At 67.0% G+C, this 25,397-nt stretch carries 28 protein-coding genes; 14 read left to right on the plus strand and 14 right to left on the minus strand.

Annotated features, from left to right (window positions below):
- Positions 1-28: 28 nt before the first annotated feature.
- From ACXJY8_RS09045 to ACXJY8_RS09085, 9 genes are all read right to left on the minus strand, one after another.
- A complete protein-coding gene (locus ACXJY8_RS09045) occupies positions 29-295 on the minus strand; it encodes a hypothetical protein (protein ID WP_463779000.1) in 267 nt (88 codons plus the stop codon).
- Positions 292-681: a hypothetical protein gene (locus tag ACXJY8_RS09050; RefSeq protein ID WP_463779003.1), complete on the minus strand. Its 390-nt coding sequence runs from the start codon at positions 679-681 to the stop codon at positions 292-294. The genes ACXJY8_RS09045 and ACXJY8_RS09050 overlap by 4 nt, the downstream gene beginning before the upstream one ends.
- Before the next feature lie 10 nt (positions 682-691).
- Positions 692-1,120 carry a hypothetical protein gene (locus ACXJY8_RS09055; protein WP_463779006.1) on the minus strand — a complete coding sequence of 143 codons (429 nt, stop codon included), beginning with the start codon at positions 1,118-1,120 and terminating at the stop codon, positions 692-694.
- Positions 1,121-1,207: 87 nt separating this feature from the next.
- Positions 1,208-2,008: a hypothetical protein gene (locus ACXJY8_RS09060; RefSeq protein ID WP_463779008.1), complete on the minus strand. Its 801-nt coding sequence runs from the start codon at positions 2,006-2,008 to the stop codon at positions 1,208-1,210.
- A 181-nt stretch (positions 2,009-2,189) separates the two neighbouring features.
- Positions 2,190-2,420, minus strand: coding sequence for a hypothetical protein (locus ACXJY8_RS09065; protein WP_463779011.1), 231 nt, complete (start codon positions 2,418-2,420; stop codon positions 2,190-2,192).
- 7 nt (positions 2,421-2,427) lie between these two features.
- Positions 2,428-3,033 carry a hypothetical protein gene (locus ACXJY8_RS09070; protein ID WP_463779015.1) on the minus strand — a complete coding sequence of 202 codons (606 nt, stop codon included), beginning with the start codon at positions 3,031-3,033 and terminating at the stop codon, positions 2,428-2,430.
- Complete coding sequence (locus tag ACXJY8_RS09075; RefSeq protein WP_463779018.1) at positions 3,033-3,305, minus strand: hypothetical protein; 273 nt, start codon at positions 3,303-3,305, stop codon at positions 3,033-3,035. Before ACXJY8_RS09075 ends, ACXJY8_RS09070 begins: the two co-directional genes overlap by 1 nt.
- Complete coding sequence (locus ACXJY8_RS09080; RefSeq protein WP_463779020.1) at positions 3,302-3,520, minus strand: hypothetical protein; 219 nt, start codon at positions 3,518-3,520, stop codon at positions 3,302-3,304. Before ACXJY8_RS09080 ends, ACXJY8_RS09075 begins: the two co-directional genes overlap by 4 nt.
- Positions 3,517-3,921: a hypothetical protein gene (locus ACXJY8_RS09085; RefSeq protein ID WP_463779022.1), complete on the minus strand. Its 405-nt coding sequence runs from the start codon at positions 3,919-3,921 to the stop codon at positions 3,517-3,519. The genes ACXJY8_RS09080 and ACXJY8_RS09085 overlap by 4 nt, the downstream gene beginning before the upstream one ends.
- A 270-nt stretch (positions 3,922-4,191) precedes the next feature.
- On the opposite strand from ACXJY8_RS09085, the gene ACXJY8_RS09090 reads away from it, so the two are divergent.
- The 3 genes from ACXJY8_RS09090 to ACXJY8_RS09100 all read left to right on the plus strand — a co-directional run bounded on the left by ACXJY8_RS09090 (position 4,192) and on the right by ACXJY8_RS09100 (position 6,551).
- Complete coding sequence (locus ACXJY8_RS09090) at positions 4,192-5,130, plus strand: hypothetical protein (RefSeq protein WP_463779024.1); 939 nt, start codon at positions 4,192-4,194, stop codon at positions 5,128-5,130.
- Between the two features lie 2 nt (positions 5,131-5,132).
- The gene (locus tag ACXJY8_RS09095) at positions 5,133-5,876 is read left to right on the plus strand and encodes a hypothetical protein (protein WP_463779026.1); all 744 of its coding nucleotides are present in this window, start codon (positions 5,133-5,135) and stop codon (positions 5,874-5,876) included.
- A 66-nt stretch (positions 5,877-5,942) separates the two neighbouring features.
- On the plus strand, positions 5,943-6,551 hold the full coding sequence (locus ACXJY8_RS09100) for a hypothetical protein (RefSeq protein WP_463779029.1): 609 nt from the start codon (positions 5,943-5,945) through the stop codon (positions 6,549-6,551).
- Between the two features lie 152 nt (positions 6,552-6,703).
- On the opposite strand, the gene ACXJY8_RS09105 is transcribed toward ACXJY8_RS09100, so the two are convergent.
- From ACXJY8_RS09105 to ACXJY8_RS09115, 3 genes are all read right to left on the minus strand, one after another.
- Positions 6,704-7,036 carry a response regulator receiver protein gene (locus ACXJY8_RS09105; protein ID WP_463779031.1) on the minus strand — a complete coding sequence of 111 codons (333 nt, stop codon included), beginning with the start codon at positions 7,034-7,036 and terminating at the stop codon, positions 6,704-6,706.
- Positions 7,037-7,212: 176 nt separating this feature from the next.
- The gene (locus ACXJY8_RS09110; protein WP_463779033.1) at positions 7,213-7,617 is read right to left on the minus strand and encodes a hypothetical protein; all 405 of its coding nucleotides are present in this window, start codon (positions 7,615-7,617) and stop codon (positions 7,213-7,215) included.
- An 816-nt stretch (positions 7,618-8,433) separates the two neighbouring features.
- Positions 8,434-10,347: a potassium transporter Kup gene (locus ACXJY8_RS09115; RefSeq protein ID WP_463779035.1), complete on the minus strand. Its 1,914-nt coding sequence runs from the start codon at positions 10,345-10,347 to the stop codon at positions 8,434-8,436.
- Positions 10,348-10,625: 278 nt separating this feature from the next.
- Here ACXJY8_RS09115 and ACXJY8_RS09120 point away from each other — a divergent pair, with 278 nt between their 5' ends.
- The 4 genes from ACXJY8_RS09120 (at position 10,626) to ACXJY8_RS09135 (ending at position 14,443) form a co-directional block, all read left to right on the plus strand.
- Positions 10,626-11,018 carry a heme utilization protein gene (locus tag ACXJY8_RS09120; RefSeq protein ID WP_463779037.1) on the plus strand — a complete coding sequence of 131 codons (393 nt, stop codon included), beginning with the start codon at positions 10,626-10,628 and terminating at the stop codon, positions 11,016-11,018.
- A 120-nt stretch (positions 11,019-11,138) separates the two neighbouring features.
- Entirely contained in the window at positions 11,139-12,314 is a 1,176-nt protein-coding gene (locus ACXJY8_RS09125; protein ID WP_463779041.1) for a hypothetical protein, read from the plus strand.
- Between the two features lie 5 nt (positions 12,315-12,319).
- A complete protein-coding gene (locus ACXJY8_RS09130; protein WP_463779043.1) occupies positions 12,320-13,141 on the plus strand; it encodes a mechanosensitive ion channel family protein in 822 nt (273 codons plus the stop codon).
- 309 nt (positions 13,142-13,450) lie between these two features.
- Positions 13,451-14,443 carry a mechanosensitive ion channel family protein gene (locus ACXJY8_RS09135; RefSeq protein WP_463779045.1) on the plus strand — a complete coding sequence of 331 codons (993 nt, stop codon included), beginning with the start codon at positions 13,451-13,453 and terminating at the stop codon, positions 14,441-14,443.
- Positions 14,444-14,595: 152 nt separating this feature from the next.
- Here the strand turns inward: ACXJY8_RS09135 and ACXJY8_RS09140 are convergent, their stop codons facing one another.
- On the minus strand, positions 14,596-17,655 hold the full coding sequence (locus ACXJY8_RS09140) for a PAS domain-containing protein (protein ID WP_463779048.1): 3,060 nt from the start codon (positions 17,653-17,655) through the stop codon (positions 14,596-14,598).
- 426 nt (positions 17,656-18,081) lie between these two features.
- The gene (locus ACXJY8_RS09145; RefSeq protein WP_463779050.1) at positions 18,082-18,456 is read right to left on the minus strand and encodes a response regulator; all 375 of its coding nucleotides are present in this window, start codon (positions 18,454-18,456) and stop codon (positions 18,082-18,084) included.
- A 196-nt stretch (positions 18,457-18,652) separates the two neighbouring features.
- Between ACXJY8_RS09145 and ACXJY8_RS09150 the strand changes: the two genes are divergently transcribed.
- The 7 genes from ACXJY8_RS09150 to ACXJY8_RS09180 are packed head-to-tail and all read left to right on the plus strand — an operon-like array spanning position 18,653 to position 25,386.
- Positions 18,653-19,534: an STAS domain-containing protein gene (locus ACXJY8_RS09150; RefSeq protein WP_463779053.1), complete on the plus strand. Its 882-nt coding sequence runs from the start codon at positions 18,653-18,655 to the stop codon at positions 19,532-19,534.
- Between the two features lie 4 nt (positions 19,535-19,538).
- Entirely contained in the window at positions 19,539-19,943 is a 405-nt protein-coding gene (locus ACXJY8_RS09155; RefSeq protein WP_463779055.1) for an STAS domain-containing protein, read from the plus strand.
- Positions 19,924-20,328, plus strand: a complete 405-nt coding sequence (locus tag ACXJY8_RS09160) for an anti-sigma regulatory factor (RefSeq protein ID WP_463779057.1) — start codon at positions 19,924-19,926, stop codon at positions 20,326-20,328. The genes ACXJY8_RS09155 and ACXJY8_RS09160 overlap by 20 nt, the downstream gene beginning before the upstream one ends.
- A 2-nt stretch (positions 20,329-20,330) precedes the next feature.
- Entirely contained in the window at positions 20,331-21,329 is a 999-nt protein-coding gene (locus ACXJY8_RS09165; RefSeq protein WP_463779059.1) for an ATP-binding protein, read from the plus strand.
- Positions 21,326-23,257, plus strand: a complete 1,932-nt coding sequence (locus tag ACXJY8_RS09170) for an ATP-binding protein (protein ID WP_463779061.1) — start codon at positions 21,326-21,328, stop codon at positions 23,255-23,257. The genes ACXJY8_RS09165 and ACXJY8_RS09170 overlap by 4 nt, the downstream gene beginning before the upstream one ends.
- Positions 23,229-24,977, plus strand: coding sequence for a GAF domain-containing sensor histidine kinase (locus ACXJY8_RS09175; RefSeq protein ID WP_463779063.1), 1,749 nt, complete (start codon positions 23,229-23,231; stop codon positions 24,975-24,977). Before ACXJY8_RS09170 ends, ACXJY8_RS09175 begins: the two co-directional genes overlap by 29 nt.
- Positions 24,961-25,386 (plus strand): response regulator, encoded by a 426-nt coding sequence (locus ACXJY8_RS09180; RefSeq protein WP_463779065.1) that lies wholly within the window; start codon positions 24,961-24,963, stop codon positions 25,384-25,386. Before ACXJY8_RS09175 ends, ACXJY8_RS09180 begins: the two co-directional genes overlap by 17 nt.
- The last annotated feature ends 11 nt before the right edge of the window (positions 25,387-25,397 follow it).

A 25,397-nucleotide genomic window follows, 5' to 3' on the forward strand; every position in this document is an offset into this window, starting at 1 on the left:
CCCGGATCGCTCCGGGGGGCCTTTTGCGTCAGGGCATCAGTTCGTCGGCTACCCGGGCGGCCTCGTCCGCTTCAGCGTGGAGATCCCGGGCCTGCTGCCAGAGCAGGCCCACCAGCGCGGGGCGGACCCAGTCGGGGATCTCGCGCTGGCCGAGGGCCCACCGACTGACGAGCCGCTGATCGAGCTCCTCGCGGGGGCCGTCAGGGTGGAGCGGCCCGAGCGCGCGGGCAAGCGGGCGCCGCCACTCGTCACCGGCGAGCACCCGTCCGGCGCGGGCGAGGAGCTCGGGCGTCATGGGGCGAGCCTCCCGTAGGCCGCCCAGGCTGACCAGACGACCTCGGGCTTGGCGCCGGGGCCGCGCCGGAGCACGATGTCCCGGTCGACCTGCTCGCCGAACCAGTCGGGCGACAGGAAGAGGACTTCCCCGCTCGCGAGGGTCGCGACGTAGAGGATGCCCACTGGGTCATCGAGCCATTCCGGGGCCTTCGCCCGGCTGGCCCAGAGCAGCCGGTCGGTGAGCTCGGTCGCGTCGTCGAGGTCGTGGCAGGCGTCGTACGCCGCCCGGACGGCCTCAGGGCTCGCGAGCGTCGGAGCCATCTCGGCGCAGAGCCGGGCCCATTGCTCGTCGCTGGGGCCCGTGGCCATCAGGCCGAATGCGCTGCGGAATTCGCGGCTGTCCATGGGGGCCTCCTCAGAGTGATGGGCCGGCCGCGGGGGCCTCGGCCTCGGGCGCCTTGCGGGCGCGGCTCTTCGGAGCGACGTAACCCGGCGGCTTGACCAAGGGGCCCTTCAGTCCGGCGGCGGTGGCAGCGTCCCGGTGGCGGTCCCACTCCCGCCCCTCACCCATCCTGATGCCGCGCCCGTGGATCTCCGCGAGCCGGATGACGAACGCCAGCGGCGTGGTCGGCTGGAGGATCTCGACGCCCCTGTCGATGTCGACGCGGATCAGCCGCAGTTGGCCGAAGCGCTCCTCGACGCGGTAGTCCGGCGCCAGTGCGTCGTTCGCCTCGGCGACGTCGAAATGGGGGCGCCGGGCCTCGACGAGGGCCTGCCCCTGGGCCTGGAGGATGTCCGCGACCTGCGCGGCGATTCGGTCGGAGATGGGTGTGCGCTTGGACATGGATGCCGGTTTCCCTTGCTGAGCGGGAGGCAGCGCCATCCCGCATGCAGGTAGTCTACGAGGGGGCAAGCAACCGACAAGCGGCGGTCAGAGACCCTCGAACGCGGCCTCGTCCTCGGCGAGATCTGCGGCCTCCTTCGCCGCAGCCTCGGCGGTGGCCTTAGCGGCGGCCTCCGCCCGGCGGGCGACGACGGCCTGCTCCGCGGCGGTAACGGTCGCCTCTACGTCGGCGAGCCATCGCTTCGTGACCTCGGGCTCCCAGTCGTCGTGGGCCGCCAGGATGAAATCCCGGGCCTCCCGAACCTGCAGGCCGGTGGGCTGCTCGCCGAGATAGACGAGCCAGCCAGCCGGCACGACGGCGCGCCAGTCGGCGACGGATAGCCGGTCGAGCAGGTCGCCTACCCTGCGCCGGATCTTGTCGGCCGCCTTCCGGGCCAGGGTCGCGCGCCGGCGCTGCAGGGCATCCAGCTTCCGGTTCATGACCGCCTGCTCCGCAGCGGGCAGTCCCCGGACGCGGACGCATTCGCCGCCGATTATGTCGTAGACCGGCAGCCTATGGAGTAGGCGCCACGACCGCTCGCCTTCCGACGCCTCCTCAACGATGCCGAGCTCGCGTCCCCAGCCGACGAGGTTTCCCACGTAGTCGGCGGCGAAGCTATTGCTCCACCCTCTCAGGGGCTGGAGCTCAGCTGCGGCGGCGAGCAGGTCCGGGACAGTCAGCCGTTCGCGGCCGGCGAACAATCTGAGCAGCGCGAGGTTAGCGACCGCCGCGTAGTCACGGCGGTGGTACCCGTAAGTGCGGGAGCGGATCGCGCGGTCGAGGGCGTCTTCCGCGAGGAGGTCGTAGAGGTGGCGGTAGTCCGGCTTGAAGCGGTCTCGGCGTCCCATAATCAGTCCTCCCCGGCGAATCGATGCCACATCACGATTAAGCGGGCCCTGCCGGTGACCCGGGCTCGCGTGGTGTCGTCGAGGTCCGCCACTGCTCGCGCTGCGGCGGCCTCATCCCCGGCGAGGAGGGCATCGGCGACCGCGTCGACGAGCCTGGTCTCCTCGCGCCAGTCAGGCCGGCTCACGGGACGGAGCCCCCGGCGTCCCGGATGGCGATGGCGGTGAGGAGATCCCGGCGCCGGGCTGCGACGGCGGCGCGGGCGGCGAGGTGCGCCGCGGTGGACGGGTCCGCGCCGTCGTCATGGACGAGCCGGGGCCGGCGGGCCTGCTCCCAGGCTCTCTCCGTGGCCGAGATGTTCGAGTTGGCGGGGGTCGGCGCGCTCACGGTGTCGATGGGGTGGAGATCGGCCATGCGCGGGTTACTCAACTGAGAGGGCGGGGAAGACGGCGGTGACAGCGGCTGGGGAGAGCCCGGCGAGCGCGGCGCGCAGGGCGTCGTTGACGGGCGGCAGGCGGAACCGCCCGGAGCGGGGCTGCGCCTGCACGAGCGCGAGTGCGGCCTCCATGACCGCGCAGACCGCCACGACGTGAGCCCGGCGTGCCGCGCGCTCGGCGACGGCGGTCTCGTCACCGCGCCGGATTCGCTGACCGATCCGGCCCTCGATGGAGCGTGCCGCCTCGTTGCGGGGGACTGGTAGCCCGCGGGCCTGGAACGCCGCCCGCGTCGCGTTGACCGGTGCCCCGAGGGCGGTGTCCACGGCCGTGAGGTTCCCGAGCAGCAGTGCGGCCTCGATGGCGACGCCCTCCCGGCCAGTGAGCGCTGACCGGCGGACGCGGGTGCCCTTCGGCGCCATGCCGGTTTGGGCGCGCCCGATCCGCGCCAGGGCCGCGAGGGTGCGCGGCTCGCACCAGTGCCAGCGCTCGGCGGCTGCTTCCAGTCCCTCCCTGGCCATGAGGAACGCGACGGTCTCGGGGTTCGGGCGCTTGTAGACATGGATGTCGACGGAGTTGCTTCGCGGCCGCATCAGAGCAGGCTCCCTTGGCTTGGCTTGGCTTCGCCGCGGCGCGCGGCAGGCGGGGTGCCGGCCGGCCGGATCGGGGCGACGGGACGGACGGCGGCGACGGGCGCGGACTGCGGCTCGGGGGCGAGAGGGACCAGCGGCGCCCGCGGGGCGGAGCGGTCGAAAGACGCCGACGGCGGTAGGCGGGCCTCTGCCAGGAACCGCGGGAAGCCCCGTGCGACCTCGGCCTCCACGCGCTCGCGCGACCAGTAGGACGGCGTGGCGGCATCGCTCACGGGCGGCCTCCATCGACCGGCGTGAAGACGATGCTCTTCTGCAGGCCGAGGGCCTGTAGCACGCGGGCGCCGGGGGCTCGGCTGCCGCGCAGGACCTCCCCGACGTACGAGTGGGACAACCCGTGGGCCGAGGCCCAGGACCGCTGCGACCCGGCGGCGTCGACGCGCTCCCGGAGGAGCGCGAGGATGGCCTTCGTGTTAACGGCGTCGGTCAAGCCGCGTCTGCGGCGGTGTCGGCGACCGGGGCGGCGACGTCGACGTGCGGGTCGAGCCAGGCCTCCAACGCGGGGCTCTCGACCCAGAAGGGAGCGAAGCGTCCTCCGCTCCAGCACATCACGCGCATGTCGAACCGGTTTCCGTGGTGGGTCGAGCCGACGTCACCGCGGCTTAGGTCGTGCTCCGCCTCCTCGATGACGGCGATGACGATGTGCGCGTTGCCTGCGCCGTTCACGGTCGTCCCCTTCCGCGGGGTGACGAGGTCGCCGACCTGGAACGGGACGTGGCGGGCGTAGAACGCCGCCTCGTCGCGCAGGGCCTGCGCGATGAAGACGGGCGGCTTGAGGGCTTCTTCGGCCTGACGGGAGGCGAACTCCCGCAGCATGGCTTCCATGGACATGGGCGATCCTTCGACTTTCGCAGCAAGTGTTAGTGGCACCGGTCGGCGAATCCGCCGGCATGCTGGAAGCTTATGGATGGCCGGCTCGCTGTAAAGCACCTGCGTCACCTTGGCATCCGGAAAGGTGAGGCATTCTCAGGACGCATGGTTTGCCTCGTTCGTTCAAACTTCTTGAAGTTTGAAGTTTGTGAATCCTGATTTTCTACTTGATGAAGCCAGGGCCGAGTGCTTTCATCCTGTCAGCTTCCAGCCTTCCAAGGATTCCCCGCCGTGTTCACCCTCGCCCTCATCCTCCTCGGCCTCGCGGTCCTCGCCGCGCAGGTCCTCTCCGCCTCCCACCGGCCCGTGCCAGTGACCGAGGCGCTCCCCGTGGCCGGCCTCGGGCTGGCCTGGCGCCGCAAGCGGGAGGTCAAAACCCAGCAGGGGTTGCGGACGCTCTGGATCGGCGAAGGCGACGCCAGTCTCTTCCTGCGCGCCTACGACGTCGCCCGCCAGCCGCTCCGGGACGCCGGGTTCTCGTGGACGACAGATGAGCGCCACGATGACGGTCGGGTTCTCTATCGCCCGTGCTGTTGGGAGCCCGTCCCGGCGGACGACGCCGTGACCCAGCGCGCCCTCGACGCGGCCGAGGCGGCCATCGCGACGGACGATGCCCGGATCGCGCGCGCCGAGCAGATGCATCGAGAGGCGCGAGAGAACGCGGCCCGCCGGGACGCCGACGACAGCCGGACAGCCCTGGCCGCGCTGCGGGAGAGCCTCGACCGCCTGCACTGGGCCTGGCCGACCAAGAAGCGCGTCATCGCCGAGGAGGTCCTGCGCGAGCCGTGCGAGGTCGACGACGTGCCGAAGCCAAGCATGGCGGATCTGGCCAGGAAGCTCGTCCGGCAGGTGGACGAGGCCATCGCCAAGGTGCGGGAGCGCCTCGCCCGGGACCCGGCGCACGATTGGGTTGCCCGGGCGCAGGACCCCGACGTCCGCGCGGCCGTCCTCACCGCTGTGCAGATCCTCTGCAGCTACGACGAGGACCGGGCCAGCCTGGAGAACAGAGTCGGCTGGGGGAAATCCCACAGTTACTCGGGCCACGTCCTAGGGTCGATGACCGAGCTCTCGGTCATCGAGGCAAGCCAAGCGCTGGCGGCGGTCTGGCGCCACCGGAAACAGGTGCGCCCCGAACTGCGGGCGCGCATCTTCGGCTCGGCGGAGGCCTGACCGTGGCGCGCCGCGTCGACCCCCGCCAACTCGACCTGTTCGCCGTTCAGGACGTGCCCGCCTTCCAGACGGAGCCGACATTCGGCACCGGCCCTGTCCGGGCCAGGTTCACCCCAATGGACGAGGCGCTCATCGAGGCCGGCCTCGGCAACCGGTACTCGCTGATGATGGGCTACGCCCTGCAGGATCGGAGCGTGCCGTACAGGCCTCGGAGCATCGCATTCCCGGTGACGCTGCAGCGCGACCGGGACGGCACCCCGCACCTGCTCGTGGCCTCACCCGTCTACGCGGACCTCCCATACGTCCGGCGCGTCGAGGCCGTCACCGGGCTGCGGGCGATCTCGCACCCGAAGGCATCGGGGGCCTTCTGGCACCACGCCGTCGACCTCGCGACCAACGCTGGCTGGGAACGCCTCGCCGCGAGCATGCAGCTCACGACCCTGGAAAGCGTCGGTCAGGCCGTTTCGATGAAGGTCATCGATGGCGAGATATCCCCAGCCAACGCTCGCTCGCTAATGGAACGCCTCGGCGTGCAAGAGCCCGCCGACCGGAGCGCGGCCGCCCTCGCGGAGATCCAGGTCAACTTCGGCGAATTCGGCCTGGACCGGTGTGCATGGGTAGCCATCCACGCCGTCGAGGACGGATGGATCGCCCCGGGGCGCGAGTGCATGGGCCGACCTGTCTACGCGCCCCTGACGCAGAAGGCCCTCGACCGCATCGCCTCCAGGCAGGCCAAGGCCGCCTGAGCCGCTCTGGTCGCTTGCTCGCCCCCGGCGACAATACCCCTGTCACCCGTAAAGGAGCCCACCCCCATGCGCCGTTCGTTCGCTCGCTACCTCGCCCTTGCCATCGCGGCCATGCTGGCCATCCCCAAGGCCGTCTGGGACGGCAGCCGGTGGGTCCTCAAGGCCGCCTTCGCTCCGCCCGTCGGCGCCGGCGCCGAGATCGAGGACGCTATGGACGCCGTCCGGGCGGCCGCGGCCCCGACACCGTCCCCCGCGGCGGACACCGTCCCGGCCGAGGACACCGTCCGCGTCGCGCAGCCATTCGTCAGCCGGACACCGTCCGAGACGGAAAAGGCTCTCGTCGCATGGGGGCGCGTCGCCCGGGCGTATGCCGTCTCCCGCCTGTCGGCCGAGCCCGAGCCCGACATGCGCATCCTCGACGAATCCGCCGAGGGGTGGCTCCGGGGTCTGTCCGATCAGGAGTGCGGACGCCTTCTCGATTTCGGCGCCCGCCGCGTCTCCGACCACATGACCGGCAGCCACCTGATCCAGGGCCTGCCCCGGTGCCTCGTCCGCCCGGAGTGGATGCCCTCGTTGGAGCTCGCGAGCGTCGACGGCGATGAGCTCTACGAGAGCGTCCGGGCCGACTTCGCCCGTGACCCGGACAGCGTCCCCGGCTACCGCGTCGCCGCCTGAAGCCTTCCCCCGGAACGACCAAGGCCCGCCTCCTCACGAGGGCGGGCCTTTTGTTTGCCTGTGCGCACCTGCGACAGCCTGCCGCGCCTGATCGTGCCGAAACCTGTTGTTCCTTGCCCTGTGCACATCTCTGCGCACACGGAAGCATGACGTCATGCCGCGCGGCGGGCCCGGGCGGCCTTCGCGAGGCGGACGAGGCGGCCTTCGGCCTCAAGGGCGCGCGACCGCATGTGGGCAAGCTCGTCCCGGAGGGCGACGGCCTCGGCGCAGAGCCGGGCGGTCTCGTGCTGGGCGGCGACGAGCTCGCGACGCTGGCGCTCGACGGCGGCGACTGCGCGCTGGGCGGCCGTCATGTTCCGGCAGGCCTGCTCGTAGTCCGCGTCGGCCTGGCGCTGACGGGCATCCTCGATGCAGGAGGCGGCCACGCCGGCGAGAGACAGGCCAGCCCGGTCGAAGGTTCCGGCGATGTTGTGGGCGCTGGTCATGGCGGGCCTCCGTGGTCGGTCGATGCCCCACGATCTCAGCTCGCAGACTCGCCGTGAAGCACCCGTCAAGGGTTATCCCTGGCCCGGACACAGGAACGGGGCGCCCCGTTTGAATAGGGTTAGCGCCCCGTTACTTCAGTTGTCTGAATCGAATTGTGGGGTGTACGCCGTCCGCCTCAGCGGGCGAGACCGAGCCGTACGAGGATGGCGCCCTTGGCCTGCTGTTGGCCGATGCCCTTGACCTCAACGAGCTCCTTCATCGCGCCGACGAGGACGTCCTGCAGCGTGATGGCCAGGCACGCGAGGGACTTCGTCTGGGCGATAGTCTGTGGGTGCCCACGACGGCTGGAAGCGGCGACGATGGCGCCGATGATGGCCGCGTCCACCATGCGGGGGTCTGGGATGCCGTCCTTCTTGCGCTGCGCCCTCTCATCACGCTTGCGCTCGGCTTCGGAGCGGCGGATGGCGGCGGCGCGGGCGGATGCGGTCTCCAGAGACGCGGATGCGTCAGGCTCCGGGGCCGGGGGGAGGCCCCGGGCGAAATCGTCGTCGGGGGCGGGGAACGGCTCGATGTTGAACATGGGGGCTCCTGTCTCGGAGCATGGTCCCCCTGGCCGTCGAAATGGACAACACGGATGGTGTCCGGGCCGGATAGTGTCCGATGGGGCCGGACGGTGTCCCCGGTCTAGGATGCGTCCGCCAACGGCACGAGACGGATCTCTCCCCACAGCCCGAGGGAGGCCGCCACGGCCAGGAGCCGGTCCAGGCTCCAGCCCTCTAGCTGTTCATGCCCGTCATCCGGCACGGCTTGGCGACGGGACGCGGGACTGGGCGGCTTCACAGAGCTCGATGGAGCTGCCCTCGAACGAGGCGGCGATCTGCGCCGCGGCGACCTTGGCCTAACTCCTTGGAGCGTGAGCAAAGATAGGGGGCAGACGTAAGCTCCTGACCCTTTGCGGAAGTCGGGAAGGTCCGCTTCTTGGCTGTCCACAAACCGAGGCGTACGACCAGGATGGGTGGAGAGCAGTCCGGCTGCTTTCGGCGGTGTGCTGTGCCTAAGCAGACATAGGCACAAGCGACGGGTGGCAGACGACTAACTCAGCTGCTCTCGTCTGGAAGGCGGAGAATGCTATGAATCTGCAGCCATCAGCGAACCACAGGAGGAAGCACCAGCATTTAGTGCGAACCCAGGTATGAATATTACCAACATCATCGCGCTCCTGCACGTAGGCAGAGCTGATACGGCTGCTGCTTGATGATGGCCGACGCAATGTTTCGCTTTTGTACCCCAAAGTTCCGCACTTTTGAAAACTAGAGTAAATTCCGGCGGCATCGCTCCATGCGTTGCCGCCGGCATATGGAGAAGGAAACGGCACCGTCAGGGTCTGGCCTTAGGCTCAGATATCGATCCGGGCGCCGATCTCGACGGCTCGGTCAACCGGGATGCGGAAGTAGCGGGACGCGTCCGTCGCCGCACGGGCCATCGAGATGTAGAGCCGGTCCTGCCACACCGGCATGCCCGTCTCCGGCGAGGCCACCAGGACCCTTCGCGTCAGGAAGTACGACAGGTCGCCTTTGTCCAGGCCTGCGGCCGCCAGTGCGCGAGGAAGGTCGGGCAGCTCCGTGAAGCCGAAACGAACCTTCACGCACGAGAAGGCGTCGGAGAGTTTCTTCACCTCGACGCGCTCCGCGTCCGGGACCCGCGGCAAGTCCTCCGTCACCACGTGCAGGATGTAGTTGTTGGCGTGCAGCACGCGGTTGTGCCTGACGTTGTGCATCAGCGCCCCGGGCGTGTCCCCGGGCGTGCCTGTAAGGAATAGCGCTGTGCCGCGCACCCGCTGGATTGAGCCGGTCTCGGCCATGCGCGTGAACTCCGAGAGCGGCACGCGCCGGCGGTGGATCTCCGCGGCGATGAGGGCTGATCCGCGTCGCCAGGTCCACATCGCCGTGACGAGGGCGGCGCCGATGGTCAGCGGCACCCAGCCGCCATGCAGGATCTTGAGCGCGTTGGCCGAGAGGAACACCAGCTCGATGAGCAGGAACGGTGCGATGACCGCGGCCGCGACCGCAGGCGACCAGCGCCAGACCTTCCAGGCCACGACGAAGAGCAGGCAGGCGGTGATGACCATGTCGCCGGTGACCGCGATGCCGTAGGCTGCAGCCAGGCCGCTCGACGACTTGAACAGCACGACCACGAACACGACCGCGACGAGCAGCCACCAATTCACCCGCGGGATGTAGATCTGCCCCTTCTCGGTCTCGGAGGTGCGCAGGACGCGCATGCGCGGCAGCAGGCCAAGTTGCATGGCCTGTTGGGTGATCGAGAAGGTGCCGGTGATTACGGCCTGGCTGGCGATGACGGTCGCCACGGTGGCGAGCAGAACCATCGGCAGCAAGGCCCACGCCGGATAGAGCAGGAAGAACGGGTTCTCGATCCGCTCCGGGTGGGCGAGCAGCATGGCGCCCTGGCCGAGATAGTTCAGGGCAAGCGCAGGCAGCACCAGTCCGAACCAGGCCATCCGGATCGGTGACCGTCCGAAATGGCCCATGTCGGCGTAGAGCGCCTCAGCCCCGGTCACGGCCAGGAACACGGCGCCGAGTGCCAGCAGCCCGGCCGTACCGTGGCTCAGGATGAAGGAGACGCCGTGGGCCGGGTTGAACGCGCCCAGGATGCTGGGATCGTCGACGAGATGGCTTAGGCCCCCGAGGGCCATGACGATGAACCAGAACGCCGTCAGGGGCCCGAAGAAGGTCGCGACCCTTGCCGTCCCGAAGCTCTGGACGGCGAACAGGCCGATCAGGATGGCGAGGCTGATGGGCAGGACGTACGGGTCGGTGGCCGGGGTCACCAGCTTCAGCCCTTCCACCGCCGAGAGCACCGACATGGCCGGGGTGATGATGGCGTCGCCGAAGAACAGCGAGACGCCGACCATGCCGAGCACGATGACGAACCCGCCGGAGTGGCCCAGCGCCCGCTGGGCGAGCGCCACCAGGGAGGGCGTGCCGCCTTCGCCGTCGTTGTCGGCTCGCATCACCAGGAGCACGTACTTGAGCGTGACGATGAGGATGAGCGCCCAGAGGATCAGCGAGACGACGCCGAAGACCATCTCACGGGTGGGGGCGTGCCCCCCGCCGGCGGCGGCGTGCAGGGACTCCTTCAGGGCGTAAAGCGGGCTGGTGCCGATGTCGCCGTAGACCACCCCGACCGAGCCGAGCGTCAACGCCCAGAACCCTGCCCTCGGGCCATGTCCCTCATCGGAGGGCAGCGGGGAATGCGACGTCGAGAACTCGGTCCTGGCGATTGCGGGCATCCACGGTCTCCACGTCCGCGAACGTGGGCAGCTCGCAAGGCAAGCCTCAACGGTCGAGGTGCCATGAACGTTCGCGCCTCTGAAGCTGATCGGGCCGTCAGGGATCGTCTGACCGTCAGCAGGCCGGTTGCCGTTCGACGGACACAAATGATTTTGGACCGTTTCAGCCATCGGCGACGTATCCGAATGTGTGACCGGAACGGATTACCCGATTGCCTGCTTCGGAGACTCCCGTCGCCGTCGACCCTTAACCCATGAACCCGTAGCGGAAGCCCCTCATGACACGCCGCCTTCGACCCTTGATCGCCCTCACGCTGCTGGTCTCCAACATCGTCCCGGCCGCAGCGGGGGACAAGAAGCTGAACGTTCCCGACGGTTACGACGGCTCCTGGTCCATCGCGGTCGCGACGAAGGAGGGACCGTGTCCCAATGGGCGGAACTACGACGTCCGGATCGCGAAAAGCGACGTTTCCTATCCGGGCGACGGCATCGACGTGGACGGCAGCGTCGCGGCCGGCGGCGGCGTACGGGCGACCATCACCAAGGGCACGATGACGGCGAGCATCTCAGGCGATCTGGACCGTAAGGGAACCGGCACCGGAACCTGGAGATCGACAGGGGACAGCCTGTTCACCTGCAGCGGCACATGGAGCGCCCGTCGGGGCGGTTGATGCTCCGTTTCGTCTGGAAGACCGGGAGGCGCCCGCCGCGTACGGACGGGACAGGGTCCCTTTAGCAACGAACCTTGGCGGTTGACGTTGTCAGGCGCGAGCATGGGATACGGCGAGGCGATGGCGGAGAGGGACGATACGGCAGGCCTGATCCCGATCGAAGACGCAGAAGCGCCCTCGGTCCCGAACGAGGAAATCGCGAGACGTTACCTCGGACGGCTGGTCGCCCTGTTCCATCAAAAGAGGTCCGAGCCGTTCATCGCCGACGACAAGCTGCACAAGGCGACCCTGCAGCGGCTCAACGAGATCGTGGCGCCCCCCGCCTGCGGTCCCGTCCTGGCGGAGATCCAGGCGACAGCGGAGCGATGGCTGGGCCGCCTTCCGACGGCCTCCCACGTCCTGACGGTGGTGCTTCCTCCCTGCGACGAGAATGCAGTCATCGAAACGTGGGCGATGCAAGCGGGCCATCAGATCCTCGCTGCACCGTCGCGACAATCACTCGTCGCGTCGGTGCCGCCGGCCTTGCCCGAACTCGACGGGACGGGCGTCCTGGTCATCCCCCGGCTGGAGGACTGGTTCCTCCGACACCGGGACGGCCTCAGGGCCGTGCGAGCGCTGCTGGCGGCCATCGACGCCCTGGATCGACCCGTGGTCGTCGGCTGCAACGCTTGGGCCTGGGCGTTCCTGGGCAAGGCGACCGGGGCCGACGCGCTCCTGCCGGATGCGTTGACGATCAGGCCCTTCGACGCGCCGCGCCTGCATGCGTGGTTCGTCCAGCTCTCGACCTCCGAGGCCACCGGCGCGATGCGCTTCCGCCTGCCCGGAACGGGTGAGGACGTTCTCGCCACCGACGCGACCGGCGCCCCGGACAATGACTACCTGCGCAAGCTCGCCGGTCGCAGTCTCGGCGTGCCCTGGGTCGCCTGGCACCTGTGGCGGCGAAGCCTGCGCTCGGGTGACGACGAGGGCGTCGCCGACGACGTCAAGGCGGCGGTCACGGACGGGCAGGCCAGCGAGCAGACCCTGTGGGTGGCCGCCCTCGACGAATACCTCCTGCCGGGCACGGACGACGATGCCGCGCTCCACGTCCTGCAGGCGCTGCTGATCCACGGACCGCTGACTCCCGAGGAATTGCGGTTCGTCCTGCCGGTGGTGGGGGAATCGAACGTCGTCCCGATCCTGGTCCGTGCGGGCTTCCTGGAGCGTCAGGGCGACCGGTTCGCCTGCCGGGCCGCGGCCTATCCCGCCATCCGGGACGGGCTGGAGGCCGCGGGCTTTCCGTTGGGACAGGTATGAACGGCATGGCGACGGCACAGGACGTCCAGGACGGCGGCGTGCAGCTGGTCCACAGCCTCCAGGACATCCGGTTCTGGGAGATCGGCCTCATCGTCGCCGGGACATGGGCCGCAATCTGGCTGGTGCGGAGCACGTTCCCGTTCTTGGCCGAGCGCGGACCGAGCCGGCTCCGCCTCTACCTGCTGGCCGCGGTGCCCATCGCCCGGCTGCTGCTGATGGTGGTGGCCATCGTCTGGATCGTGCCCATCGTCTTCAACATCACGCTCCAGAACTTCCTCGTCATCGCCGGCGCGGCGAGCGTCGCCATCGGGTTCGCATTCAAGGACTATGTCAGCAGCCTGATCGCCGGCGTGGTCGCGCTCGTCGAGCGGCCCTACCGCCCGGGAGACTGGGTCAAGGTCGGCAGCGACTACGGCGAGGTCCGCAACGTCGGCCTCCGCGCGATCCTGCTCCAGACCCCGGACGACAACGCGGTGACCGTCCCGCACTCCACCATCTGGACCGACCGGATCACCAATTCGAACGACGGCGCCCAGACCCTGCAATGCGTGGCCGACTTCTACCTGCTCCCGCGCCACGACGGTGCCCTGTTGCGCTCGCTGCTCCGGGACGTCGCCCTAACGAGCCCCTACCTGAACTACGACAAGCCGGTTCGCGTGGTGCTGCATGAGGAGCCCTGGGGCACGCACTACAAGCTGCGCGCCTATCCGTTCGACATGCGCGACCAGTTCGCCTTCGTCAGCGACCTGACGGTGCGCGGTAAGCTGGCGGTCGCCGATGCCGGGGCCGTCGAGGCGGTCGCGCTCGTGCCGCCTCCGGGCCCATAACGAGGGCGTGAGCGAACGGTTGCCGGGGGTCGCGCCAACGTCATCGTGACCCATGGTCGTCTCCGGCGTTCGGAACATCCCGGGTCCTGGTCTCTTGAGCAGCCGGCACGCGCCGATGTGGTCAGCGCGCGCGCCCGGCGGATATCCAGGGCATGACGGTCACTTTCTGCCGGGACCAAAGCCGTGGTCCGCAAGGTCGCGGCGAAAGTCCAAGCATCGTCGACTGTCGACCCCGAGGGGTTGGCATGACCCTGGCCGAGACCAGGCTTTCCGCGCCGACGCGTACGCCCAACCGAGGACCGTGACACCGTGCATCTGTTTGGTATCGATTGGGTCGGCGTGAATGCCGAGAACGGTCAGAAGCTCCTGCTCTCCCTGGTGTTCATCGCCGTCGTCGTCGGCGGCGGGATCGCTCTGCGTGCCCTCGTCGGCCTGATCCTCAGCCGGACCGACCATTCTAGCGTTCAGACCAAGTTTTGGACGCGTCAGGGCATCAGCCTGCTCGCGGCGGTCCTGCTGATCCTCGGCCTGCTCTCGATTTGGTTCAACGACCCAACCCGGCTCGCCACCGCCTTCGGCCTCGTCTCCGCCGGCCTCGCCTTCGCCCTACAACAGGTCGTCACTTCGCTCGCCGGCTACTTCGTCATCCTGAGGGGCGCGACCTTCACGGTGGGCGACCGCATCTCCATGGGCGGCGTCCGCGGCGACGTGATGCGCCTCGGCTTCATCCAAACCACCATCATGGAGATGGGCCAGCCGCCGTCCGTCCAGGGCGCCTCGCCGGCGATGTGGGTGCAGAGCCGCCAGTTCACCGGCCGCATCGTCACCGTGAGCAACTCGAAGATTTTCTCTGACCCGGTCTACAACTACACCCGCGACTTCCCGTTCATCTGGGAGGAGATGGTCATCCCGATCACCTACACCGACGACCGCGCGCGGGCCGAGGCGATCCTGCTGCAGGCTGCCAAGGCGCATGCCATCGACGCCGACGCCATGCCGGCGGTGGCCAAGACGCGCCTGCAGGAGCGCTTCGGTGTCGAGCCCATCGATCTCGTGCCCCGGGTGTACTACCGGATCACCGACAACTGGCTGGAACTGAGCGTGCGCTTCATTCTCGGAACGCACCAGATCCGTGGTGCCAAGGACGCCATGAGCCGGGACATCCTAGCGGGCTTCGACGAGGCCGGCATCGGCATCGCCTCCGCGACCTACGACATCGTTGGGATGCCTCCCATTCGGCTCGCCAGCCGGGAACGCGCTGGTTCCGCCGATTCCGCATCATCGGTCTCGGTTGGCAGGTAACGGCGCCGGTTCCATGCTCGACACCACTCAAGGATAGCCGCCTGGCTCAACGTCAGGGTCTATCCGAATACCGGCGTTGACCGTTCGCCTGAGCTGGGTGCCGCCACGCCAAGGCCTCGTACATTCTGTTTGAGGCGACCGGACGGTGGGCCTTAGGACAGGATTATCTCGCGGATGCGCGCCGCCATCGCGTCGACCGCGAAAGGCTTGGTCATCACCGCCATACCGGGCTTCAGGTGCCCGTTGCCGAGCACCGAGTTCTCCGCGTAGCCGGTGATGAACAGCACCTTAAGACTGGGACGGGTCTCGCGGGCCGCATCGGCCATCTGGCGGCCGTTCATGCCCCCCGGCAGGCCGACATCGGTGACTAAGAGGTCGATGCGCACGTCGGACTGCAGCACCTTGAGCCCGGCCAAACTGTCGCCGGCCTCGATGGCGGTGTAGCCGAGATCCTCCAGGATGTCGGTCACCAGCATCCGTACGGTGGGTTCGTCGTCCACCACCAGCACCGTCTCGCCTTGCTCGGAGCGGGCGACCCTGGTCGAGGGAACGGTGTCCCGCTCCGCCTCTCCCTCGCCGTGGTGTCGCGGCAGGTAAAGGCAGACCGTGGTCCCCTCGCCGAGCTCGGAGTAGATCCGAACCTGCCCGCCGGATTGCTTGGCGAAGCCGTAGATCATCGACAGGCCGAGGCCGGTGCCCTCGCCGATGGGCTTGGTCGTGAAGAACGGCTCGAACACCCGTTTGATCACTTCCGGCGACATGCCGGTGCCGTTGTCGCTCACGCACAGCGAGAGGTACTGCCCCTCGGGGATGTCGTGCCGCTGCGACGCGGATCGATCCAGCCACTTATTGGCGGTCTCGATGGTCAGCCTACCCCCGTCCGGCATCGCGTCGCGGGCGTTGATGCAGAGGTTCAGCAGCGCGTTTTCAAGCTGGGGAGGATCCACCAGCGCAGTCCAGAGGCCGGCGGTCCCGACCGTCTCCACGTGGATGGCCGGACCGACCGTGCGCCGGACCATCTCCTCCATGCCGTTGACGAGCCGGTTCACGTCGGTCGGGCGCGGGTCGAGGGTCTGGCGCCGCGAGAAGGCGAGGAGACGATGGGTCAGCGCGGCGGCGCGCCTGGAAGCGCCTTGGGCGGCCGCCATGTAGCGCTCGACGTCGTTGAACCGTCCCTGGGCCATGCGGGTCTGCATTAGCTCCAGGCTGCCCGAGATGCCGGCCAGCAGGTTGTTGAAGTCGTGCGCCAAGCCGCCCGTGAGTTGGCCAACGGCCTCCATCTTCTGGGACTGGCGCAGGGCCTCCTCGGCGGACCGCAGTTCCGTGACGTCGGTCGCCTCCGGCACGATCTCGACGACCTCGCCGGTCCTGTCGCGCACCGGCGCCATCCGGAAATCGTAGATCCGCGTCTCCCCCGAGGGCAGTTGCAGCGCCAGCTCTGTCCTGATGCTCTCGCCGGCCCCTGCGGCGGCGATACCCCCCCGCACGATGTCCGGCATGCCCGGCGTGCCGCTGAACCACGGCGTGTCGGCGAACGGCTTGCCGACGACGTCACCATGTTCGGCGCCAATGGCATCGAGGCTGGCGCGATTGGCATCGCGAAGGGTGCCGTCGAGGTCGAGTACGCCGATGAGCTGACGGGTCGCGTCGTACATCGCGCGTTGGCGCGCGTTTGCGATCTGCAGGGAGTTCGTACGCTCGGCGAGCGCTTCCGCCTGTTGCTTGTCGGCCGTGATATGCCGCCCGCTCGCGTAGATCAGGTCCCCCTCGGGCGCGGCGACCCAGGAGATCCATCGGAAGCCGCCATCCTTGTGGCGATAGCGGTTCTCGACGACGGGTAGCACGTCGGTCCGGGCATGCCGGAGCGCGTCCTCGGTGACGGCCTCGTCATCCGGGAGGACGAAATCGAACACGGGACGGCCGATCACCTCGTCGGGCAGCCATCCGAGGATCGTGGTGAAGGCCGGATTGACGGACCTAAACACGCCGGCTCCGTCGATGACGAGCTGGATGTCCTGGGTGTTGCGCCACAGTCGGTCCCGCTCGCGCGTCCGATCCCCGACCCGTTCCTCCAGCGTATCGTTCAGGTCGCGCAGTCGCGCATCGGCTTCCTGCCGCCTCGTCGTATCGACGATCAGCATTGCCACGTGGTTGTCGGCCGTCCCCGCCGGGAACAGGTGGGCGTCGTACCAGCGTCCGAGCGGCTTGGCCTCCCGCTCGAAGCGCAGGGGCCGGCCCGTCCGCGCCACCTGCCCGTAGGCGTCGTGCCATTCCTGCTCGATCCCCGGAGCCACCTCCGTCGCCCAGCCACCGACCACGTCGACCAAGCCGGTGTGCCGTCCGAATGCGGGGTTCACCTCAAGCACGCGGTGGTCTATGGCCCGTCCGTCCTCGGCAAATTTCACCTCGGCGATGCAGAACCCGACATCGATGTTCTCGAACAGCGTACGATAGCGCCGCTCGCTCGCCTCCAGAGCCTTTCGGGCCGCATGTGCCTCGGTCGCGTCGAACCCCTGGACGAAGATGCCCGTGACCCCGCCGTCCTCGTCCTTGACTGGCTCGTAGACGAAATCGACGACGCGTTCCTCGGTGGCCGATCCCGACCGTCGCAGCAGGATTGGCACGCCCGACGCGACGAAGCGTTCGCCTGTAGAGAACACGGAATCGAGAAGTTCGTAAAAATTCTGTCCCGCGATCTCGGGGAGCGCATCCCGCACGGTCTTGCCGACGAGATCGCGCTCGCCGACAAGACGCAGGTAAGCCTTGTTGACGAACGTGAAGACGTGTTCCGGGCCATCGAGAATGGCCGTGAACCCCGGAGCCTGCTCGAAGAGCTTACGCTGTCGTGCGGCCTCGGCAGCTCCGCGCCTTTCCGCAAGCACGCGATCAGTGGTCTCGGTGGCCGCGCAGTAGAAGCCTGCGACGGCACCGTTTTCGTCTCGGAGTGGCGTGTAGGAGAAAGTGAAGTAACCGATGGGCTTCGAACGGCCCGATATGGCTACGGGACGGTCGACGAAGTGCTGCGCCTCGCCTGCGAGGGTGGCTCGGATGATGGGTTGGTACTCGTCCCAGATCTCCGCCCAGACCTCCGGGAACGGCTTGCCGAACGCGGCCGAATGCTTGGTGCCGACGATGGGGAGATAGGCATCGTTGTAGAGGAACGTGAGTGCGGGCCCCCAAACCACCGATACCGGCTGCTGCGAACCCAGCATCAGGCTTACCGCGGTCGCCAATGCCGGCGGCCAGGTTTCGGGGGGGCCAAGGGACGCCGCCGACCAAACTCGATCCTTCAGGAGCCCTACGATATCGCCGGCTCTAGCAAGGCCAGACATTGCATCCGCCATGATTTCACGTCGTCTCTTCATCTAGTCCAAAGACCGACGTCACGGCGCGATCACACCAGTTGTGCGAAGCGGGGGGCTTCTGATGCCAGCCGGGTCCTCTTTCGAAACATCGGTTCCGACAAGGTGATGGAGTTGAGAATTTCAACGTTGAATCTGCGTAGTCCGCCAAATACACGGGTAGATAAAATCCCTCTAAGACGAGAATATTATCGAACGAAATCGACGACATATAGCTCGTGAGTAACAAGTATTCATGTATTTCGTTGTGAAAATCTTGCGACGTCAGTGGTCGCATTAGCATGCGCTATGGATGGCCTCGACCATCTCCGATGTTCCGTAGGGCTTCGGCACGAACAAGCCATGGTCCGGGATTTCGTCATCGGAGAGGCGGTGTCGTCCTGAGGTCAGGACGAGGCGGATATGCGGCCAGCAGGCAAAAACCCTTTGTGCAAGGATTAACCCGCACATCGACCCGGGCATGTCGATGTCTGTGAAAAGCACCCCTATGTCCGGCCGAGTCTCCAAAATTTGCCATGCTTGGTCGGCGTGGCAGGCCTCAACCACAAGGAAGCCGAGTTCTTCGAGCATGTCGACCGCGTTCATGCGCACGAGGTCGTCATCCTCGACGACGAGGACGACCGAGGTGGGAAGAGAACGCTTCGTCGACATGGCTTCTCAACAGAGGCTGGGAGCATTGGTTGCCAACTCGGAACGAACTCGATGGTTGAACAAGCGTTTCTGCGGCAAGGGAAAAGGCTCCCACGCGACTGTGTGCGCGACCGAAAGAGCTATCGAGGTCGAGCCGTGTGGGCTAAAACGCGGTCAAAATCGAAGCCGGTTCTACCAAGGGAATAGCAGAATGGGGATGGACGGTACCGAGGCCCTGACCAGGGCGGTCACCGGGGAGGAAGGCGCGATCCTCGAAGCTTGGGTCGGGTTGCTGAAGGCCAGCGGTTCGCTCCAGACAGGTCGCATCCGCGAGGCCGAACTCACCACGCAGGCCAAGACAGTTTTCAGACAGTTTCGGGAGGCGCTTGCGTCCGGTGGGACCGATGCGAACGGCGATGCCTTCACGTCGTTACACGACACCCTCGGCGACATCTCGCGTTCGCGGGCGATCCAAGGCTTCACGCCTACCGACACGGCGAATTTTGTGCTCTCGCTCAAGGAGCCGATCTTCGACGCGCTGAATCGCGTGTCCCGAGAGGACGCCGGACAAGTAGCGGCTGGAACTTGGTCGGCGAGCAAGGTGCTCGACCAGCTCTCCCTCCACACCATGGAAGTGTTTCTGGCCAGCCGCGAGGAAATCATCGGGCGTCAGGGTCAGGAGATCGCCGAACTTTCGACGCCGGTCGTCCGCCTCTGGAACGGCATCCTGGCACTTCCGCTGATCGGAACCCTGGATAGTGCCCGGACCGGTATCGTGATGGAGAACCTGCTCCAGGCAATCGTCGACGAGGAGGCGGAAATAGCCATCATCGACATCACCGGCGTGCCGACCGTCGACACGCTTGTGGCGCAGCATCTCTTAAAGACGGTCGCCGCCGCGCGCTTAATGGGAGCGGACTGCCTGATCTCCGGCATCCGACCCCAGATCGCCCAGACCATGGTGCATCTCGGCGTCGAGTTGAACGTCGTCTCTAAGGCGACGCTGGCCGATGCATTCGCCCTGGCGCTGAAGCGGACCGGCCGCACGGTCGTCCGCCAGAAGCCACCGCTGCTTGGCGCAACCGAGGACGGACGGTAGTCCGATGGACCGTATCCCGATCCTCAAGTTTGGTGGCGCGCTCATCGTCACAATTCAGGTCGACATGCACGACCGCCTCGCCCTCGCCTTGGAGGAGGATCTCACCACCAGGATCGTGAGCACCGGCGCGCGTGGCGTCCTGATCGAGATCTCCGCTCTCGAAATCGTCGATTCCTTCATCGGTCGTATGCTCGACAACATCGCCGCCATCGCACGTGTCCTTGATGCCGAGACCGTGATCGTCGGCATGCGGCCCGCGGTTGCGATCACGCTGGTCGAACTCGGCCTTGAGCTTACGGGTATCAGGACCGCATTGAACGTCGAAAGGGGCATGGCAATCATCCAGGCTCGGCTGTCGGAGGATGAGGCCCTCGGTCACGGGAGCGACCGTGACCGCCACGAAGACTGAGGTCCTGCCAATCCGCAGCGGTGACGACGTCGTACGCGTCCGGCAGCGGGTACGGACCTTGGCCGTCGAAATTGGCCTTGGCATCGTCGACCAGACCAAGATCATCACCGCGGCTAGCGAACTTGCGCGCAATGCGCTCGACTACGGAGGCGGCGGCGAGGTCACGACCGAAATCCTTAAGGTTGGAGCCAGGAAAGGCCTTCGCCTGACTTTCGAGGACAAGGGTCCGGGCATACCGGACATTGAGAAGGCACTGACGGACCATTTTACAACCGGCGGCGGTCTCGGGCTCGGCCTGGGCGGAGCGAAACGTCTCTCGAATGAGTTCGATATCGAGTCGACGCCTGGCGTCGGCACGCGCGTCATGATCGCGCGCTGGAAGTGAACATGATCCCGGTCACCGTGACGGAAGCGAGCCAGGTGGCGGAGGCGCGTCGTCGTGCCGTGGCCATGGCCGAAAGTCACGGCTTCGGCGAAACGGCCGCCGGGCGCGTCGCCATCGTGACGACCGAGTTGGCCACCAACATCGTCAAGTACGGCGTGCCCGGGGAGATCCTCGTCGGTACCTACGCGGATACGACTGGGATGGGCATAGAAGTGCTCGCCATCGATAAGGGGCCTGGTCTCGGCGATCCCGTCCACGCGCTCCGAGACGGGCATTCCACCGGCGGGAGCGGAGGTACGGGACTTGGTGCCGTCAAGCGCCTGTCCGACGCATTTGACGTGGTTTCCTGGCCCGGGAAGGGCACAGCGGTGACCGCACGACTTTCGGCGGACCGCGCGTGTCCGCAGCCATCGACCCTGCCGGGCTTCGGCGCGGTGGCGGTTCCACTCCGCGGCGAGATCGCAAACGGCGATGCCTATGCGGTCCACGAACGCCCCGATGGCTGGACCGTCATTCTGGCGGACGGACTGGGGCACGGCCCAATCGCGGCGCAAGCCTCCCAGGAGGCGATCAGGTTGTTCCGCAAGCACCAAGATGAACGTCCCGGCGAGATCCTCGCCGCGGTCCATGGTGGAATGCGACATACCCGCGGAGGGGCGGTTTCTGTCGCCCGTTACGACTGGCATAGGGGCCAGCTAACGTTCGCCGGGATCGGAAACGTGGCGGGGGCCGTCGTCTCCCGCGGCGAGACCAAGCGAACGGTATCGCTAGCCGGCACGGCGGGACACGTGGCGCGTCGCATTCAGGAATTTGACTATCCACTCGATGCCGCCGGTCTGTTTGTCCTGTCTTCCGACGGCATCGTCACCAGTTGGTCTCTCGAAGCATATCCTGGACTCGCCGCCGCCCATCCCAGCCTCGTGGCCGGCGTGATCTACCGCGACTTTGCCCGAATACGTGACGATGCTACCGTGCTCGTCGTGAGGGGCGAGGTCCCATGAGATGGCCGCTACTCACGACGCTGATCGAGCGGGAAGAGGATATCATCACGGTACGCCAACGCGTGCGCGCCCTCGGTGCGCATCTGGGCTTCAGCGTTCAAGACCAGACGCGCATCGCCACGGCGGTCTCCGAGATCGCTCGCAATGCCTATAGTTACGCAGGTGGTGGCCGTGTGGTGTATGGGGTGGACGAAGAAGCGGATGCGCAATCCCTTGCCGTTCGCATCGAGGACCGCGGCCCCGGTATAGCCGATCTCGATGCGATCCTGGAGGGCCGCTACCGTTCGATGACGGGGCTCGGCATAGGCATCACCGGATCTCGCCGGTTGATGGACCTTTTCGAGATCCACTCCGTGATCGGACAGGGTACCGTCGTCACCTTCGGCAAGCGTATTCCTTCAGGTACCGGGACGTTCGGCGGCAAGACGTTGGCGGTTCTTGCGGAAGAGGTCGGACGTTCACGCACGGATGAGCCGATCCTGGCACTCCGTGAGCAGAACCGCGAACTCCTGAGAAGTCTCGCTGAACTCGCCGAACGCGAGGAGGAGGCCCAGCGCCTTAATCGCGAACTCGCCGAGACGAATAGGGGCGTGGTCGCGCTTTACGCCGAGCTAGAGGCACAGGCGGCGCTTCTGCGCGAGGCGAGCACCACCTTGGAGACCCAGGTCGCCGCCCGCACGGCCGAGTTGGCTGACGCCAATCTCCGGCTTCAGGCAGAAGCAGTCGAACGCGAGCGAATCGAGCAGGACCTGCGTCAGTCCCAGAAGCTGGAGGCGGTCGGCCAACTCACCGGCGGCGTTGCGCACGACTTCAACAACCTTCTCACCATCATCCGCTCCTCGGTCGACTTCCTGCGACGCCCGGACTTGGCCGAGGACCGTCGGCGCCGGTACATGGACGCGGTCTCCGAGGCGGTCGACCGGGCCGCAAAGCTAACCGGGCAACTCCTCGCGTTCGCCCGGCGTCAGGCGCTTACGCCTGAGGTGTTCGACACGGGCCAACGCCTGTCCAGCGTGGGCGACATGCTCGATACCCTGGGGGGAACCCGTCTGAACCTCTGCATCGAGGTCCCGGACGAACCCTGCTTCATCCGTGCCGACCTGAACCAGTTCGAGACTGCGGTGGTGAACATGGCGGTGAACGCGCGTGACGCCATGGATGGTGTCGGCACCCTGACGATGCGGGTTTCCTGCGGGATGCCGATTCCATCGATCCGAGGCCACGCAGCGGCGGTTGGTCCATTCGTCGCCGTGTCGGTGATCGATACCGGGGGGGGCATCCCGCAGGATGTGATGCCGCGGATCTTCGAGCCATTCTACACCACGAAGGAAGTTGGTCGGGGTACCGGTCTCGGGCTCAGCCAAGTTTTCGGGTTCGCGAAGCAGTCGGGTGGTGACGTCGAGGTGGAAAGCCAACCAGGCGAGGGGACGAGGTTCACGCTGTACCTGCCGCAGATCACGGTCGCGCCCGCCGAAAAGTCGCATAGCGAGAACGAGACCGAGGCCCCGGTGGCCGTGGATGGCCAACGCATCCTCGTGGTCGAGGACAACGTCGAAGTCGGCCGGTTCGCGACGCAAATCCTACAGGACCTCGGCTACGATACGCATTGGGCCATGAACGCCGAGGAGGCCCTCGTTCACCTCACCACCGATGGGGTGGGTTTCGACGCGGTGTTCTCCGATGTCGTGATGCCGGGCATGGGCGGCCTCGAACTCGCCAAGGCGATCAGGGTTCGATGGCCGCGCCTGCCGGTGGTTCTTGCATCCGGTTACAGCCACGTTCTCGCCCGTGAGGACGACCACGGTTTCGATCTGCTACACAAGCCGTACTCGGCCGACCAGATCGGTCGAATGCTCCGCCGCGTCATCGCCGCCGCATGCAGTCCGGAGCCGGAAACACATGGACGGACCCTTGACGCGCAGCCCTGACCCGACAGATGGACCTTGGTCAACCGAACGCCTCGCCGCCCTCGACAGCTACGAGATCCTCGACACGCCGTCGGAGCCGGGTTTCGACGACATCGTGCTATTGGCCCGAACCGTCTGCGCCGCTCCGGTGGCCTTGATCAGCCTCGTCACCGCGGACCGTCAATGGTTCAAGGCACGCTCCGGGTTTCCGTTTGAACAGACGGGCCTCGATACCTCCATCTGCGCGCATACGCTCGGTCGGAAGGATCTCTTGGTCATCCCGGACCTGACCAGCGACGAGCGGACACGGGAAAATTCCCTTGTCACGGGAGGACCGCAAATTCGCTTCTATGCCGGCGCACCCCTCGTCACACCCGAGGGGCACTCGCTCGGATCGTTATGCGTCATCGACACGGTCGTCCGCCCGGACGGGCTGACGAGCGAACAAGCAGAATGCCTTCGCGCGCTCGCCGGGCAGGTCATGGCGCAGTTCGAAGGACGTCGGGTCTCGCGGGCGAACGGTCATCGGCCAGACATACTCCGCGGGCGCCCGAATGCTGCCGTCGAAGCTGCGATTGATACGCCGTGCGTCGACGTCGACCGTCCCGGTGGGCCGCTCCCCGACATCCACGAACCTTCGGAGGCGGATTTTCGCAATCTCGCGGATACGCTTCCTCAACTCGCCTGGATCGCGGACGCGGAAGGCAACATCTTTTGGTACAACCAACGTTGGTACGAGTTCACCGGCACGACCATCGATACGATGCAGGGGTGGGGCTGGAAGGCCGTCCACCATCCCGATCACATCGACCGGGTCGTCGCACGCATCTCGGATGCATTCGTGGCCGGCAAGCCCTGGAACGATACCTTTCCATTGCGGAGTGCAGAGGGCGAATACCGCTGGTTCCTGTCTCGCGCCAACCCTTTCCTCGACGAGGAGGGGCGCGTCGTTCGCTGGTACGGGACAAATACGGACATCACCGAGCGCAAGCGCATGGAGGCGCGGCTTGCCTCGAAAGCCCGCGACCTGCGCCGTACGAACGAGGAGCTTGAGCAGTTCGCCTACGTCGCCTCGCACGACCTCAAGGCGCCGCTCCGCGGCATCGAGAACCTCGTCGGCTGGATCGAGGAAGACCTCGAAGGCGCGCTGACCGGCGACGTCCAGACCAACATGGAGCTCCTGAAAAGCCGGGTCCGACGCCTTGAGAGCCTCCTCGATGACCTGCTGGCCTATTCGAGGGCCGGTCGCGCCGACGTTGCCTTCACGGAAGTCGACACGAAAGCGCTTGTCGGGGATCTAGGGCTTTTGGTGAGCCCTCCCGACGGCTTTGCGGTCATCGCCGCGGACGACCTTCCGACGCTGAATGCGGCGAAGGCCCCCCTGACCCAGGCGATCCAGAACCTGATCGGAAACGCGATCAAGCACCATGACCATCCGGGGGACGGCCACGTCTGGTTCGATGCGCACCCCGCGGCGGATATGGTAGAGTTCGTGGTCACGGACGATGGTGCCGGCATCCCGGAGCAGTTCCGCGAGCGCGTGTTCGGTATGTTCCAGACCCTGCGGCCCCGCGACGAGGTCGAGGGCAGCGGCATGGGTCTGGCCATCGTCCGGAAACTCGTCGAGCGACAGGGCGGCAAGGTCTGGCTGACCGAGGGTCGCGAGGGACGAGGCCTCTCGGTCCATTTCACGTGGCCGAAGGACGGTGCGAAGGGGAGTTCGGATGGGTTCGACGGTTAACCTGCTGCTGGTCGACGACGACGAGGTCGACGTCCAGGGCCTCAAGCGCGCCTTCAAGAAGAGCAAGATCGGCAACCCGATCACGGTCGCCCGCGACGGCATCGAAGCGCTGGAGATCCTCCGGGGCCAGAACGGGCACACGAAGCTGCCCAAGCCCCACCTCATCCTCCTCGATCTCAACATGCCGCGGATGAACGGCATCGAGTTCCTTGAGGAGATCCGTGGGGACGAGAACCTCCGCACGGCCGTGGTCTTCATGATCACCACGTCGAAGGCAGACGAGGACCGGATGAGGGCCTACGGGCACAACGTGGCCGGCTACATCGTCAAGCGCGATCCGGCCAACACCTTCCTGGAGGCCGTCTCCATGCTGGAGCACTTCTGGAAGGTGGTCGAGTTCCCGCAATAGGTCGCGACACC

This window comes from Methylobacterium sp. TK31 (genome assembly GCF_055361545.1).